The organism is Pseudobacter sp. (assembly GCF_051955275.1).
Classification (GTDB): Bacteria; Bacteroidota; Bacteroidia; order Chitinophagales; family Chitinophagaceae; genus Pseudobacter.
In genome coordinates this window covers 1-14,618 of sequence record NZ_JBQCGW010000108.1, presented here as the reverse complement: position 1 = coordinate 14,618, position 14,618 = coordinate 1, and the positions used below count along the sequence as shown (strand labels likewise).

At 47.1% G+C, this 14,618-nt stretch carries 23 protein-coding genes; all 23 read right to left on the bottom strand.

Annotated features, from left to right (window positions below):
• Positions 1–113 precede the first annotated feature (113 nt).
• Positions 114–1,382 carry an NAD(P)/FAD-dependent oxidoreductase gene (locus tag ACTHMC_RS09225; RefSeq protein ID WP_440412768.1) on the bottom strand — a complete coding sequence of 423 codons (1,269 nt, stop codon included), beginning with the start codon at positions 1,380–1,382 and terminating at the stop codon, positions 114–116.
• A 370-nt stretch (positions 1,383–1,752) separates the two neighbouring features.
• On the bottom strand, positions 1,753–2,562 hold the full coding sequence (gene map / locus ACTHMC_RS09220) for a type I methionyl aminopeptidase (protein WP_440412767.1): 810 nt from the start codon (positions 2,560–2,562) through the stop codon (positions 1,753–1,755).
• Positions 2,563–2,656: 94 nt separating this feature from the next.
• On the bottom strand, positions 2,657–3,988 hold the full coding sequence (gene secY, locus ACTHMC_RS09215) for a preprotein translocase subunit SecY (RefSeq protein WP_440412766.1): 1,332 nt from the start codon (positions 3,986–3,988) through the stop codon (positions 2,657–2,659).
• 166 nt (positions 3,989–4,154) lie between these two features.
• Positions 4,155–4,604, bottom strand: coding sequence for a 50S ribosomal protein L15 (gene rplO, locus ACTHMC_RS09210; RefSeq protein WP_440412764.1), 450 nt, complete (start codon positions 4,602–4,604; stop codon positions 4,155–4,157).
• Positions 4,605–4,662: 58 nt separating this feature from the next.
• Positions 4,663–4,842, bottom strand: coding sequence for a 50S ribosomal protein L30 (gene rpmD / locus ACTHMC_RS09205; protein ID WP_440412763.1), 180 nt, complete (start codon positions 4,840–4,842; stop codon positions 4,663–4,665).
• A 26-nt stretch (positions 4,843–4,868) separates the two neighbouring features.
• Entirely contained in the window at positions 4,869–5,387 is a 519-nt protein-coding gene (rpsE, locus tag ACTHMC_RS09200; RefSeq protein WP_440412762.1) for a 30S ribosomal protein S5, read from the bottom strand.
• Between the two features lie 34 nt (positions 5,388–5,421).
• Positions 5,422–5,775, bottom strand: a complete 354-nt coding sequence (gene rplR, locus ACTHMC_RS09195; protein ID WP_440412761.1) for a 50S ribosomal protein L18 — start codon at positions 5,773–5,775, stop codon at positions 5,422–5,424.
• 54 nt (positions 5,776–5,829) lie between these two features.
• Complete coding sequence (gene rplF, locus ACTHMC_RS09190) at positions 5,830–6,384, bottom strand: 50S ribosomal protein L6 (protein WP_440412760.1); 555 nt, start codon at positions 6,382–6,384, stop codon at positions 5,830–5,832.
• 172 nt (positions 6,385–6,556) lie between these two features.
• Positions 6,557–6,955, bottom strand: coding sequence for a 30S ribosomal protein S8 (gene rpsH / locus ACTHMC_RS09185; RefSeq protein WP_130544043.1), 399 nt, complete (start codon positions 6,953–6,955; stop codon positions 6,557–6,559).
• Between the two features lie 90 nt (positions 6,956–7,045).
• Positions 7,046–7,315, bottom strand: a complete 270-nt coding sequence (gene rpsN / locus ACTHMC_RS09180; protein ID WP_440412759.1) for a 30S ribosomal protein S14 — start codon at positions 7,313–7,315, stop codon at positions 7,046–7,048.
• 22 nt (positions 7,316–7,337) lie between these two features.
• Positions 7,338–7,913 carry a 50S ribosomal protein L5 gene (rplE, locus tag ACTHMC_RS09175; protein WP_440412757.1) on the bottom strand — a complete coding sequence of 192 codons (576 nt, stop codon included), beginning with the start codon at positions 7,911–7,913 and terminating at the stop codon, positions 7,338–7,340.
• A gap of 90 nt (positions 7,914–8,003) precedes the next feature.
• Positions 8,004–8,342, bottom strand: coding sequence for a 50S ribosomal protein L24 (gene rplX / locus ACTHMC_RS09170; protein WP_440412756.1), 339 nt, complete (start codon positions 8,340–8,342; stop codon positions 8,004–8,006).
• A gap of 72 nt (positions 8,343–8,414) precedes the next feature.
• The gene (gene rplN, locus ACTHMC_RS09165) at positions 8,415–8,783 is read right to left on the bottom strand and encodes a 50S ribosomal protein L14 (RefSeq protein ID WP_440412755.1); all 369 of its coding nucleotides are present in this window, start codon (positions 8,781–8,783) and stop codon (positions 8,415–8,417) included.
• A 107-nt stretch (positions 8,784–8,890) separates the two neighbouring features.
• Positions 8,891–9,148 (bottom strand): 30S ribosomal protein S17, encoded by a 258-nt coding sequence (rpsQ, locus tag ACTHMC_RS09160; protein WP_440412753.1) that lies wholly within the window; start codon positions 9,146–9,148, stop codon positions 8,891–8,893.
• Positions 9,149–9,234: 86 nt separating this feature from the next.
• Positions 9,235–9,444, bottom strand: coding sequence for a 50S ribosomal protein L29 (rpmC, locus tag ACTHMC_RS09155; protein WP_440412752.1), 210 nt, complete (start codon positions 9,442–9,444; stop codon positions 9,235–9,237).
• A gap of 71 nt (positions 9,445–9,515) precedes the next feature.
• On the bottom strand, positions 9,516–9,935 hold the full coding sequence (gene rplP, locus ACTHMC_RS09150) for a 50S ribosomal protein L16 (RefSeq protein WP_440412751.1): 420 nt from the start codon (positions 9,933–9,935) through the stop codon (positions 9,516–9,518).
• An 85-nt stretch (positions 9,936–10,020) separates the two neighbouring features.
• Positions 10,021–10,842: a 30S ribosomal protein S3 gene (gene rpsC / locus ACTHMC_RS09145; protein ID WP_440412749.1), complete on the bottom strand. Its 822-nt coding sequence runs from the start codon at positions 10,840–10,842 to the stop codon at positions 10,021–10,023.
• A gap of 79 nt (positions 10,843–10,921) precedes the next feature.
• A complete protein-coding gene (gene rplV / locus ACTHMC_RS09140) occupies positions 10,922–11,266 on the bottom strand; it encodes a 50S ribosomal protein L22 (RefSeq protein WP_130544047.1) in 345 nt (114 codons plus the stop codon).
• Positions 11,267–11,341: 75 nt separating this feature from the next.
• Positions 11,342–11,614 (bottom strand): 30S ribosomal protein S19, encoded by a 273-nt coding sequence (gene rpsS, locus ACTHMC_RS09135; RefSeq protein ID WP_440412748.1) that lies wholly within the window; start codon positions 11,612–11,614, stop codon positions 11,342–11,344.
• Positions 11,615–11,640: 26 nt separating this feature from the next.
• Positions 11,641–12,480: a 50S ribosomal protein L2 gene (gene rplB / locus ACTHMC_RS09130; RefSeq protein ID WP_440412747.1), complete on the bottom strand. Its 840-nt coding sequence runs from the start codon at positions 12,478–12,480 to the stop codon at positions 11,641–11,643.
• 76 nt (positions 12,481–12,556) lie between these two features.
• Entirely contained in the window at positions 12,557–12,856 is a 300-nt protein-coding gene (gene rplW / locus ACTHMC_RS09125; protein WP_440412745.1) for a 50S ribosomal protein L23, read from the bottom strand.
• A 55-nt stretch (positions 12,857–12,911) separates the two neighbouring features.
• Positions 12,912–13,550, bottom strand: a complete 639-nt coding sequence (rplD, locus tag ACTHMC_RS09120) for a 50S ribosomal protein L4 (RefSeq protein WP_440412744.1) — start codon at positions 13,548–13,550, stop codon at positions 12,912–12,914.
• Between the two features lie 47 nt (positions 13,551–13,597).
• A complete protein-coding gene (gene rplC, locus ACTHMC_RS09115; protein ID WP_440412743.1) occupies positions 13,598–14,215 on the bottom strand; it encodes a 50S ribosomal protein L3 in 618 nt (205 codons plus the stop codon).
• Positions 14,216–14,618: the final 403 nt, after the last annotated feature.

Below are 14,618 nucleotides of genomic sequence, written 5' to 3'. Positions count from 1 at the left end.
TTGGAAAAGAAGAAGTGAACGGGGTTTGAGGCTTCGTTCACTTTTTTTATTTTCTCTGGCGAATGGTGGGTGTGTAAGGCAGGGCTGTAAAACATACCCACACCTGTGGGATTTTATTTAATCTTTTGTGGGATGAGTTGGGCGGCGATGAAGCCACTCGTCCAGGCATGCTGGAAGTTGAAGCCACCGGTAATGCCATCCACGTCAAGGATCTCTCCTGCGAAATAGAGGCCAGGCACCAGTTTGCTCTGCATGGTACCGGCATCCACTTCATTCAAGCGTATACCCCCTGCCGTTACAAATTCTTCCTTGAAGGTTGTTTTCCCTTTTACAGAATGTTCCTGTGCGCAGAGGTTTTTGATGAGCTTATTCTGCTCTTTGGCAGGCAGGTCCGCCCAGCGGGAGTCAGGCTTGATGTCCGATTGCTGCAACAGGTAGTCCCAAAGCCTTTGCGGCAACTGGAATGGATTGCGCTGTCCTATCTTTTGAGAAGCATGTTCAAAACGCAGGTGCTGGATCTCATCACGCATGCTGCTCTCATTGAAAGCAGTCACCCAGTTCACTACGGCCGTGAAATGATAATTTACTGCTGCCAGTTCGCGGGCTCCCCAGGCAGAGAGCCTGAGAATGGCCGGTCCACTCATGCCCCAATGGGTAACCAGCAATGGCCCAGACGAGCTCAGTTTACTACCGGTGATCCTTACCTGCGCATCGGGAACAGATACCCCCATAAGGCCGGTAATAGGATTGTTTGGCATATTGAAAGTAAAGAGCGAAGGCACAGGTTCTTCAATACTATGTCCCAGCTGCCGCAGCCACTCAAACATGCTGCTCTTCGGAAAACCGCCACAGGCCACACATACAGCGTCCGCCTCAAAGATCTTTCCGTCAGCTGACTTCAGCTGAAAACGTGGTGATTTTGAAGTGCCTGCAGTATCTGCATCATTATCTTTATTAACAACAATCTCTTTAATATCCGTATTCATCCATAGCTCCACTTCATACCTGTTCAGTTCAGCAACCAGGCAATCGATGATGGTCTGTGAAGAATCGGTAACGGGAAACACCCTGTTATCGGCTTCGGTCTTCAGCTCCACGCCCCGTTCATTGAACCACGCGATGGTATCCTTCGTGAAAAAATGATGGAAAGCCTTCTTCACAAAATTGCCTCCTCTCGGATACTTCTTCATCATCTCGCTGATGGAATCACACTGGTGGGTAACATTGCATCTCCCTCCCCCACTGACTTTCACTTTGGAGAGCACTTTGGAGCTCTTCTCCAGCAACAGAACTTTCAGCTCCGGATGCAGTCTCGCAGCATTGATGGCGCAGAAAAATCCTGCTGCACCGCCTCCTATCACTATCAATTGTTTAGTTCCCAAATCTCAAATATTTAATCTGCTGAATAAAAAACCATTTTCAACGCCCACGCCTCCTGCCACCGTTCATCTTGCTGACGCACCTGTTCCCCCTCTCCCTCTTCCCCATTATCGGGCGAAGCGTATCAATCAGCGTGCAAGAAAAAATCCCGCCTTATCAGTGTGCACTGGCGAAGGAAGGATATGAAAAAAGGGCCTTCAAAACATACGATCCCAAAGCTCATCATCTTACCACAGCTCAACATTCCCCTCCAAAGCCCATAAAAGAACAAACAGGTGTGGGTATGTTTTACAGCCCGCCTTTCATATCCTCCTTCGCCACCGAGCCTAAAGAAAAAAGGCGCTCCTCCCGAAGCGCCTCACAAATATTTTATTAAACCGCTGCCGCCTCTTTCTTCAACTCTCCATTCGCATTCTCCGCAGCTTCAATGATACTATAGTCCGATAATATATCCGCCTTCCCTTTCATGACGGCCACATCGTGCTCAAAGTGCACTGAGCATTTATGGTCTTTCGTCCTGATGGTCCATCCATCTTCCTCCGTATACACATCTTTCACGCCCAGGTTGATCATCGGTTCAATAGCCAGCACCAGTCCTTCTTTCATCACGGCACCGCTTCCGCGTTTGCCATAATTAGGGACCTGCGGGTCTTCGTGCATTTTTTTACCGAGGCCATGCCCTACGAGCTCACGGACTACGCCGTAGCCGTATTTCTTTTCGGTATGTTCCTGGATGGCGAAACCGATATCACCTACCCTGTTTCCGGCAACGGCTTTCTCGATGCCTTTGTAGAGGGATTCTTTGGTAACGCGGATGAGCTGCATGAGTTCATCGCGCACATCGCCGATGGCGAAGGTATAGGCATGGTCTCCATGGAAACCGTTCTTATAAACACCAATGTCAACGGAGATGATATCACCGTCTTTCAGTTCTGTTTTATTGGGAAAGCCGTGTACCACCACATCGTTCACGGAGGTGCAGCTGTTGAAGGGGTATCCGTGGAAACCGAGGAATGAGGGGGTAGCGTCATAGCTATGGATGATCTCAGCGATCTTCTGATCGAGTTGCAGGGTGGTAATTCCAGGTTTGAGCATGGTGGCGATCTCGGCGAGGGTCTGGCTGACTAGTCTTGCGCTGATACGCATCAGTTCAATTTCTTCCTTGGACTTTAGATGAATCATGAGAATGAGCTCCTTTTAGATATTATTCATTTAAAACAAAACCTGACAACCGAAAGTTTACAGTTGTCAGGTTAGCTATGCAAAAATACACATTTTAGATAGAAGACGCTGGCGAAACGGTCTGGCGTCCCTGGATACGTCCACTCTTCATGAGGCCATCGTACTGACGCATCAGTAACTGGGTCTCGATCTGCTGGAGGGTATCGAGGATTACGCCTACCATGATCAGCAGGGAGGTACCACCGAAGAAGGTGGAGAATCCTGGCTGGATGCCGAGGCGTTGAGCGAAACCGGGGAGGATACCTACAACGGCGAGCAGCACTGCGCCGGGGAGGGTGATCTTGTCCATAACGGCTCCGATATAATCAGCTGTAGGTTGACCTGGTTTAACGCCGGGTATGAATCCGTTGTTACGTTTGAGGTCATCAGCGATTTGTTTGGGATTGAAGATGAGGGCTGTGTACAGGAAGGTGAAACCGATCACCATTACAGCGTACACGAGCATGTACCAGTAGTTACTATGGTCGCTGAATACTTTGGCAACACCCTTGGTGGTTTCGAAGCCACTGAGGAGGGTTGGCAGGAACATGATCGCCTGAGCGAAGATGATGGGCATAACGCCTGCGCTGTTCACCTTCATGGGCAGGAACTGGCGTGCGCCACCGAACTGGCGGTTTCCAACGATCTGTTTTGCGTATTGAACGGGGATCTTGCGAACGCCCTGGATGAGAACGATCAGCCCCATGATGATAGCAACGAGTACAGCGAGCATGATCACGAAGTACAGGAGGCCTGCACCACCTTTGGCGGATTGAGCGCCCCACTCCTGCCAGATGGATTGTGGCAGACGTGCGAGGATACCCACCATGATGATCACAGAGCTACCGTTACCGAGGCCTTTATCAGTGATCCTTTCAGACAGCCACATTACGAATAAGGTGCCGCCGGTGAGGATAACGGTGGTGGATATGCGGAAAAGATCCTTGTAAGCAGGGATCATGGCAGGTCCATTGGTCTGGTACAGGTATGATACGTAGGCGTTAGCCTGAAGAATAGTTACGAATACAGCGAGGTAACGTGTGTACTGATTGATCTTCTTTCTTCCGCTCTCCCCTTCTTTCTGTAATTTCTGGAAAGGAGGATAGAGAATGGTCATCAGCTGCATGAAGATGGAAGCTGAGATATAAGGCATGATACCGAGTGCAAGGATAGAGGCTTGTGAGAACGCGCCTCCTGCGAATGCATCGATCAGGCCGAGGATACCAGTTCCGCCACCTGTTGTATTGATCAGGGTGGGGTTCATACCTGGCAATACGATGTGAGTACCCAGGCGATAAACGGCAACCAGGGTAAGGGTAACCAGAATTTTACTCCTCAGTTCCTCAATACTCCAGATATTCTTAAGGGTTTGTATGAACTTTTTCACGAAACGCAGATGTTTAAAATGATGCCTTTTGTTGAAAAATCAGAAACAGGTTTGCCAAAAAGATCTTTAGTTGCAAACCTGTCTCTTTTTTGAGCGATCAATTTAAGTCAATAATATTGATCCACAAAAAAGACGCATGTTTTAAATGCGTCTTGCAATTTACGAATTACTTTACTAATTCCACAGCACCACCGGCTGCCTCGATAGCGGCCTTGGCTTTGTCAGAAACTGCGTTTACTCTGAAATTCACTTTGGTCTTGATCTCACCGTTACCCAGGATTTTCACCAGGTCGGTTCTGCTCACGAGACCGTTTATGTAAAGGTTCTCGAGGGAGAACTCTTTCAGTTCGTATTTCTCAATCAGGGTTTCAACCTGACCGAGGTTAAACACTTTATATTCAACACGGTTGATATTGTTGAAACCGCGTTTAGGAAGACGGCGCTGGATTGGCATCTGACCACCTTCGTGGGCATTCTTGCGCTGATAACCTGCACGGCTCTGGCCACCTTTATTACCTTTTGTGGAAGTGCCACCTTTACCGGAAGCTTCACCACGTCCAATTCTTTTCTCTTTCTTAGTGGCGCCGTATGCGGGCCTTAATTCATGTAAATTCATCGTAATTGATTTTAACTCAACGGGGAATCTCCCCTCGCTTTTAATAAATCGGAATAAACTATGCTTCTTCTACTTTCAGCAGGTGGGTAACCTTGCGGATCATACCCAGGATCTGAGGAGTAGCTTCTACTTCTTTGGTAACATTGAGCTTGTTCAGTCCCAGTGCTTTCAGAGTCAGTTTCTGACGCTCGGGCCTGTCAATTGCGCTCTTTACCTGTGTTATTTTGATCTTTGTCATCGTATAAAGAATTTCGGAGTGCAAAATTAACCATTAAAAACCTTCTTCAGGTTCAGCCTGCGGGTTTTGGCTACAGTGACAGGCTCACGCAGCATAGCGAGTGCCAGAACAGTAGCTTTTACCACGTTATGCGGGTTGGCAGAACCGAGAGATTTAGCCAGCACGTCGGTGATACCGGCGCTTTCCAGCACAGCACGCATGCTACCTCCTGCGATCACACCAGTACCGTGGGCGGCTGGTTTGATCAGCACTTTCGCAGCGCCGTCTTTTGCCAGTTGGTCGTGAGGAATAGTACCTTTCATTACAGGCACTTTGATCAGGTTTTTCTTGGCATCTTCAATTCCTTTGGTGATTGCCTCCTGAACTTCCTTGGCTTTACCCAGACCATGACCTACCACACCATTTTCGTTACCCACTACAACCAGGGCAGAGAAGCTGAACGCACGTCCGCCTTTGGTAGTCTTAACAACACGGTTGATGGATACTACCTTTTCTTTCAACTCAAGGTCACCGGCTTTAACTCTGTTTAAAATAACTTTTGCCATTATTGCTATTTGAGATATGAAGTTTGAATTGTAATTAGAATTGTAAACCACCTTCGCGGGCGCCATCAGCTACACTCTTCACGCGGCCATGGTAGAGGTTTCCACCACGATCGAATACCACTGTGTTGATTCCCAATTCTGTTGCTTTACGGGCAATTGCCTGACCTACGAGCTTGCTCTTTTCAGTTTTTGTAACTTTCTGAGCAGCGATGTCTTTGTCCCTTGAAGAAGCGGAAGCCAGTGTTTTGCCTTCGTTATCGTCGATCAGTTGAACGTAGATATCAGCGTTGCTACGGAAAACTGACAGTCTTGGTTTAGCAGCTACACCGGAAACCTTTTTACGGATCCTGTAACGGATTTTCTGCTTCTTTTCAGCTTTAATGTTCATGACATTTTATTTTATATCCCCCCGATACTGCCGGGGGGATCTTTTTATTTCAAATTATTTACCAGCAGCTTTACCAGCCTTACGACGGATAACTTCGCCAACATACTTAACACCTTTTCCTTTGTAGGGCTCAGGCTTACGGAGGCTGCGGAGTTTAGCGGCTACCTGACCGAGGAGTTGTTTGTCGATACCTTCCAGTGTGATGGTAGGGTTCTGACCTTTTTCCTGGGCAGTGGCTACTTTGAGTTCTGATGGGATCTCAAAGATGATATTGTGAGAGTAACCGAGAGACAGGTCGAGCAGATTGCCCTGGTTGGAGGCTTTGTAACCTACACCCACCAGTTCAAGGTTCTTCTTGAATCCTTCTGTTACACCTTTTACCAGGTTAGACACCAGTGCGCGGTACAGACCGTGCATAGCGCGGTGACGGATCTGGTCGGTAGGACGTGTGAAATTGATTTCGCCATCCTTGATCTCCACATTGATATCTCTGTCAATGGCTTGTTTCAGTTCGCCTTTAGGGCCTTTCACACTGAGAACGTTATCCTTACCTAAGGTAGCGGTAACTCCTGCGGGGATGATTACCGGTTGTTTACCTATACGAGACATAGTTGAAAAATTTAATTTGTGTTGTATAATCCGCAGGATGAAAGTGTTCAGTTCCGTATAGAAAACTTAATTGTCAGTCATCCTGTCTGCCCCTACCGGTTGGTTTGGGGCTGCAAATATAGAGAAATATAGAAAAGGGAGCGGCATATTCTGGCACTCCCCTGAAAATCTATTAATAAACGTAGCAGAGAACTTCTCCACCAACGTTCTGCAGCTTGGCTTGTTTGTCGGTCATCACACCGCGGCTGGTGCTCACGATAGCGATACCCAGGCCATTCTTCACGCGTTTGAATTCAGCGGGGCTGGCGTATTGACGCAGACCTGGACGGCTGATTCTTTCGAGTGACTTGATAGCCGGCTCTTTGCTGTTGGGATCATACTTCAGGGCGATCTTGATCACGCCTTGTTTGTTATCATCCTCAAATTTATATTTCAGGATATAGCCTTGATCGTACAGGATCTCGGTCATACGCTTTTTCAGATTGGAGGCGGGAATTTCCACGATCCTGTGGCCTGCCATCTGCGCATTACGGATTCTGGTCAGAAAATCTGCTATAGGATCAGTTACCATTTGTATTTGAATTAAACTGTTCTAAATTTTGTTAATAGGATCATACCGGCAAGGGATAATTTGCCCCACCCGGCAGATATCTTATTGTTATTACCAGGAAGCTTTGGTTACTCCCGGGATTTTGCCATTTAAAGCCATCTCACGGAAAGTTACACGGGAGATACCGAAGTAGCGCATGTAGCCTTTAGGACGACCTGTCAGCTGACAACGGTTCTTCAGACGAACTTTAGAAGAGTTCTTAGGGAGCTCATCCAGCTTCTGCCATTCACCGGCAGCTTTCAGGGCAGCGCGCTTTTCAGCGTACTGAGCTACCATGCGTTCTCTCTTTCTTTGTCTGGCTTTTACCGACTCTTTTGCCATAATTGAATTATTTCAAATTTAATTACTGATTGTCTTTTCTGATATTCTTGAACGGCATGCCCAGTTCTTTCAGGAGCTCGTAAGCTTCTTCGTTGGTACCTGCAGTTGTAACGAATGTGATATCCAGACCGGTGATCTTGTTTACCTTATCGATATCGATCTCCGGGAAGATGATCTGTTCAGTAACGCCCAGGGTGTAGTTTCCACGGCCGTCGAATGCTTTATCATTCACGCCCTTGAAGTCACGTACACGGGGAAGTGCGGTGGCGATCAGCCTGTCCAGGAACTCGTACATCTTCACACCACGGAGGGTAACTCTTGCACCGATCGGCATAGCCTTACGGAGTTTGAAGTTGGAGATGTCTTTCTTGGAGAGGGTGGCCACAGCTTTCTGACCAGTGATATTGGTCAGCTCGTCGATGGCAACATCAACCAGTTTCTTGTCTGTAACAGCGCCGTTCACACCGCGGTTCAGGCAGATCTTCTCCAGTTTGGGAACCTGCATAACCGTGCCGTAGCTGAAACGTTTCATGAGGGCAGGTACAACTTCTTTTTTGTACTTGTCTGCTAACCTCGGAGTATATTTTATTGTGCTCATGATCTGTAAAGTTTATCCTTTATTATATCGGCCCTGCCCGGACTAATGCTATCAGCCCTTGCAGGGGATGAGAGCCGGCGGACAGATTAATTATTTAATGACTTCACCTGATTTTTTGGTAACGCGAACGAGTTTACCGTTTTCGCGGCTACGTTTGATCCGGCTACCTTCACCTTTTTTGGCGTCCCACAGCATCACATTGGAGATGTGGATAGCAGCTTCGCGCTTAACGATACCGCCTTTGGTATTACGCGCAGAAGGCTTGGTATGACGGGTAACGATATTTACGCCTTCCACCAGTACACGCTCTTTGTCTGGAAATACTTCCAGCACTTTGCGGGGCTTAGTTGCATCTTTATCGTCTCCGGCAATCACAACCACTGTGTCGCCTTTTTTAATATTGAACTTAGGTTTGAATCTGTTGCTCATTTTCTTATGCTTTATCTCGTATGAGAATGTTTTACATCGTAATCCGCATCACTCACGGTGATGGCGAACCGCTTAGAGTACTTCAGGGGCCAGTGAAATGATCTTCATGTAACCCTTGTCGCGCAGCTCACGGGCAACTGGTCCGAAGATACGGGTACCACGTGGCTCGTCAGAAGCGTTGAGAAGTACAACCGCGTTATCGTCGAAACGGATATAAGAACCGTCTTTACGACGCAGTTTGTTCTTTGTGCGAACGATTACCGCCTTTACAACAGTACCTTTTTTGATACCGCCTGCAGGGATAGCGTCTTTCACCGTTACTACGATTTTATCGCCGACCTTTGCATAGTCCTGTCCGCTGTTACCCAGCACACGAATGCACAATACTTCTTTGGCGCCACTATTATCAGCTACGTTTAATCTGCTTTCTTGCTGAATCATTGTTTTAGCTTTTAGCTTCTAGCTATACGGCATTGCCGCCAACAGCTAATGATAAAATTATTATTGAAGGTGTCAGCTACGCTAATCGCCAATAGCTAACTGCTTTACTACTTCGCTTTCTCTACCACTTCTACCAGTCTCCAGCGCTTCGTTTTGCTCATCGGACGGGTTTCCATGATCTTCACCACATCACCTATAGTGCACTCCTGCTTTTCGTCATGAGCATGGAACTTCGTAGTTTTCTTTACGAACTTACCGTAAATAGGGTGTTTTACTTTTCTTTCTACGGCAACAGTGATAGTCTTTACCATTTTATTGCTGGTAACGATACCTGTTCTTGTTTTCCGCAAATTTCTTTCAGCCATTTTGATAATTTGAAAGTTTGATTGTTTTGTATTTGAAAACCTCACCGTTCCTTCTCTCCGATCACTTTTTCAAATCACACTTTTTATTAAGCCTGTTGTGACTTCTGTGTCAGCAGGGTCTTCAGGCGCGCAACGTCCTTACGGAGAGCGCGGATGCTCATCGGGTTCTCCAGGGGAGAAATGGCATGAGCGAATTCCAGTTTTTTCAGACGGAGCTCGTCTTCCTGGATCCTGGCTTTCAGATCTGATGCACTCAGGTCCTGCAGGCTTTTTACGAATTCTATTTTCTTAGACATGATATTCAGTTTGAGAATTTGAAGATTTGATTTCTGAAGCAGTTGCTGTTTGCAGCACCCCAATAATCAAATTATGCCTGGTAATCTCTGCGAACGATGAACTTGGTCTTGATCGGCAGTTTCTGAGCAGCCAGTTCCAGTGCTTCTTTAGCTACCTGGAGGGTTACGCCATCAGCTTCAAACAGGATACGACCTGGTTCAACTACAGCGGCCCAGAATTCAGGGTTACCTTTACCTTTACCCATCCGCACCTCTTGTGGCTTGCGGGTTACGGGTTTGTCAGGGAAAATGCGGATCCACACATTACCTTCACGCTTCATAGCACGGGTCATCGCCTGGCGGGCAGCTTCGATCTGACGGTTCGTTAACCAGATAGGTTCGAGCGCCTTCAAAGCGAAAGAGCCAAAAGAGATAGAAGAACCACGCTTTGCTACTTCACGGATGCGCCCTTTCTGCGCTTTCCTGTGTTTCGTTCTTTTAGGCTGTAACATTTATAAACAATTTGAAAATTTGTGAATTTGGTATCTGAAGGTCCCTTTTTGCAGGGCCTCCTTCAAATAGCCCTTTTTGCTAACCTTATCCTTTTCTGTTGTCACGGCGTTGACCACCACCACCGCCACCGCGGTTATCTCTTCTGTCACCACCACCTCTGCGGTCGCCACCACGGCTGCGGTCATCACGACGGTCACCACCATGTGAGCGGCCACCTTCCTGACGATTGTCTCCTTCACCTTTGGCGCCAACGATGTTGGGGTTCAGGTCTCTCTTACCAAGTACTTCACCTTTACAGATCCATACTTTGATACCGATCTTTCCGTAAACAGTCAGTGCGAATACGTTAGCGTAGTCGATGTCCATACGCAGGGTATGCAGCGGAGTACGGCCTTGCTTGATTTCTTCCGTACGGGCGATCTCAGCGCCACCCAGACGGCCGCCAACCTTGATTTTGATACCTTCAGCACCCATGCGGAGAGCGGAAGCGATCGCCATCTTGATAGCTCTTTTATAGTTGATACGGTTCTCGATCTGACGGGCAATGGTATCGCCAACGATCATGGCATCGAGCTCAGGGCGACGGATCTCGAGGATGTTGATCTGAACATCATCTTTACCAGTCAGCTTCTTCAGCTCTTCCTTGATACGGTCTACTTCGCCACCGCCTTTACCTATGATGATACCGGGCTTGGAGGTATGGATCGTTACGATGAGCTTGTTCAGCGTGCGCTCGATCACGATCTTGGAAATTCCTCCCTTGTTGATACGGGCATTCAGATAAGTTCTGATCTTGTTATCCTCGATCAACTTGGTAGAAAAATCTTTTTTGTTACCATACCAGTTAGATTCCCAACCACGGATGATTCCTAACCTGGCACCAATAGGATTTGTTTTCTGACCCATTTATTAGAATTTGAAAATTTGATAATTTTTTGACCTGCATCTCACCGCTCTCTCAGCACTGACCGGCAGGTCGTTTTTTTTAGTTTTTAGCATCTACAATGATCGTCACGTGATTGCTGCGCTTGCGAAGGCGGTAAGCTCTTCCCTGCGGTGCAGGTAACATCCTTTTCAGGGTGCGGGCGCCATCAACGAAGATTGTTTTTACCACCAGGTTGGCATCTGCTGCACTTTTTCCTTCATTCTTCTGCTCCCAGTTGTTCACAGCACTTTTCAGCAATTTGTATAATGGCGTAGAAGAGTGTTGCGGATGGTGCTCCAGCAATGCCAGAGCCTTTTCTGCTGCCATGCCACGGATCTCGTCTGCGAGCAAACGCATTCTGCGAGGAGATGTGGGATAATTTCTAAGTTTAGCTACTGCTTCCATTGTAATTCTTGTTTCTGGTTTCCGGTTACCGGCTTCCTGTATCACCAGGTAACCCGCAACCAGTAACTATTTTGATTAAGCTACTTTTTTACTTGAGTGTCCTTTGAAGTTGCGCGTTGGTGCAAACTCTCCCAGTTTATGACCTACCATGAACTCAGTCACGTATACAGGGATGAACTTGTTACCATTGTGCACAGCCAGTGTATGACCTACGAAATCCGGAGTGATAGTAGAACGACGGCTCCACGTCTTGATCACGCCTTTCTTGGATTTACCTTCATTGATGGCCAGTACTTTTTGTTCCAGCTTGGCGGCAACATAAGGACCTTTTTTTATCGAACGAGCCATATTGCGTTAATTTGAATTTGAGAATTTTACTTTGCTAATTTTTTACCGTTCTTACGTTGGATGATCAGCTTATCGCTACCCTTTCCTCTCGTACGTGTTTTCAGACCCTTAGCATATTTGCCGGTTCTGCTACGTGGGTGACCACCGGAAGCGCGGCCCTCACCACCACCCATCGGGTGATCTACAGGGTTCATCGCTACACCACGGTTGCGTGGGCGGATACCTTTCCAACGGTTACGACCTGCCTTACCCATCATCTCCAGGTTATGATCACCATTGCTCACGATACCTACGGTAGCGTAGCAGTTGATCAGTACCTTTCTCAGTTCACCGGAAGGCATTTTCAACACAGCATATTTCTCTTCCTTGTTGGCCAGTTGTGCAGAAGTACCTGCAGAACGAACCAGTTTACCACCCTGACCAGGTTGCATTTCAATGTTATGCACGTTGGTACCGAGGGGCATATTTTTCATCTGAAGAGCGTTTCCGATCTCAGGTACTACAGCGTCTCCGCTAATTACGGTTGCGCCTACCTGTAAGCCCTGGGGAGCCAGGATATATCTTTTTTCACCATCAGCATAATGAAGCAGAGCGATGAAAGCTGTACGGTTAGGATCATACTCAATAGAAGCTACAGTAGCTTTAACGCCATTCTTGTTTCTCTTGAAGTCGATCAGACGATACATCTTTTTGTTACCGCCACCAATGTAGCGCATAGACCTGCGGCCTTGCACGTTACGTCCACCTGTGTTCTTTGCAGACTCCAGGAGGCTCTTTTCAGGTTCGTTGGTAGTGATCTCAGCATACGCATTCCCAATTCTCCAACGGGTACCTGCGGTAATCGGTTTGTATTTCTTAAGTGCCATTGTTGTTACTTATAACAGTTTAAAAATCTTTGTCAATCCTTTGCGGCGTTTGACTGCCATTCCTGATACTATATTATTAGATATTACCGTACAGGTCAATTGCTTCACCTTCAGCTACAGTTACGTAAGCTTTCTTGTAAGCAGGCTTTACACCAGAGATGAAACCAGCTTTTGTGAAACGGTTCTTAGCTTTACCCGGAACCACGATAGTGTTCACGTCAATCACGTTCACTCCGTAGAAATCCTGGATCGCTTTCTTGATCTCCAGTTTATTAGCCTTACGATTTACACGAAAAGCATAAGTTCTCCTGGCATCAGTCAGCTTATTGCTCTTTTCGGTAACGATCGGTTTTATCAACACTTCTGAGAGTTTCATATAACTCAATTTGTATAATTAGACAATTGTGAAATCCGGAATCAGCCGGTTTTCATTAAGCTTCAGCTACCGCTTCTTCTTCAGAGAAGAGTTTGGCAGTGGTTTCAGTCATTACCAGTACGTTCGAGTTAACGAGGTCATACGTGTTCATGTCTGAAATCAGAGTACCGTTCACCCTTGGCAGATTGCGCAGGCTCAGGTATACGTTATCGTTGTACTCAGGCAGGATAACCAACGCTTTCTTTCCGTTGATATTCAGTGCTTTAAGAGTTTCAACGAAAGCTTTTGTTTTAGGAGCCTCAAAGTTCAGGTCTTCCACGATCACGATAGCATTCTCTTTTGCTTTGTGAGCGAGTGCACTTACTTTGGCGAGGTCCTTTACTTTACGGTTCAGTTTGAAATCGTAATCGCGGGGCTTGGGTCCGAAGATGGTACCACCACCTTTATACAGCGGGTTACGGAGGTTACCTTTACGGGCGCCACCTGTACCTTTCTGACGGTGCAGTTTCTTGCTGGAACCTTTCACTTCCATACGGGTCTTGACCTTGGAAGTACCCTGACGCTGAGCGGCCAGGAATTGTTTAACGGCCAGGTAGATTACGTGATCGTTCGGCTCGATTCCGAAAATATCATCCGGGAGCTCAACTGAGCGACCTGTTTTCTGACCTTTTATGCTTAATACATCTAATTGCATCTTACTTCTGTTTTGTGAACCCCTTTGGGTCCGTTCATCAGTTAATGTTATTTCTGAACAATTACAGTGGCTCCGATGTGGCCAGGAACTGAACCACTTACCAGGATATAATTCTTATCAGCGAAAACCTTTACCACTTTCAGTCCTTTCACTTTCACCCTGTCACCACCCATGCGGCCTGCCATGCGCATGCCTTTGAATACGCGGGAAGCGTCAGAAGAGTTACCGATAGAACCCGGAGCGCGCTGGCGGTCGTGCTGACCGTGTGATTGTTCACCAACACCACTGAATCCATGACGTTTAACTACCCCCTGGAAACCTTTACCTTTTGAAGTACCAACCACGTCAACGGTTTCACCTTCAGTAAAGATGTCTACAGAGATAGTTTCACCTAATGCTTTTTCGAGAGAATAGTCGCGAAATTCCTTTACGACTTTTTTGGCGGGAGTATTTGCCTTAGCGAAGTGATTTTTTTCGGCAAGAGTAGTGTGTTTCTCTTTTTTGTCGCCGAATGCTAGCTGTACCGCACTGTACCCATCGGTATCTTTTGTTTTTACCTGGGTAACAACGCAGGGACCAGCTTCAATGATGGTGCAAGAAGTTTGCTTACCATCGGGACTGAAGATGCTGGTCATCCCGACCTTTTTTCCAATAATTCCTTTCATCGTTTTTAATTTATGCCTTCGAAAGGTTGAAGAGACAGTTGATGACGGATGACCATCAGGACTTCAATCCCCGTTTGCTACCGACCTTTTCCGTTGTTCACCGAAGCTGCCTGATCTGTGATCTGCCGTTTGCTTCGTTCATCCCTCCCGGGATGCCCGCTGTTGCCTTTCTGTGAGGAAGCCTCTCTGAGGCATATGGCTCGGCGGGTGATGGAAGTACCGATAGTAAACTAACCTCGAAGGGCTAGTTCATATTTAATGTTTTCACTGAACGGTCCTTTCGGACCGCAATTTTTTATTTACCCAGCGCTGCTTTATCAGCCGTTTTACGGGCCAGGTTTGCAGAATAGGTTGGAAAGAACTATGAAAAAACCTTGTCTGGATTCGTAAACCCGGACAAGGT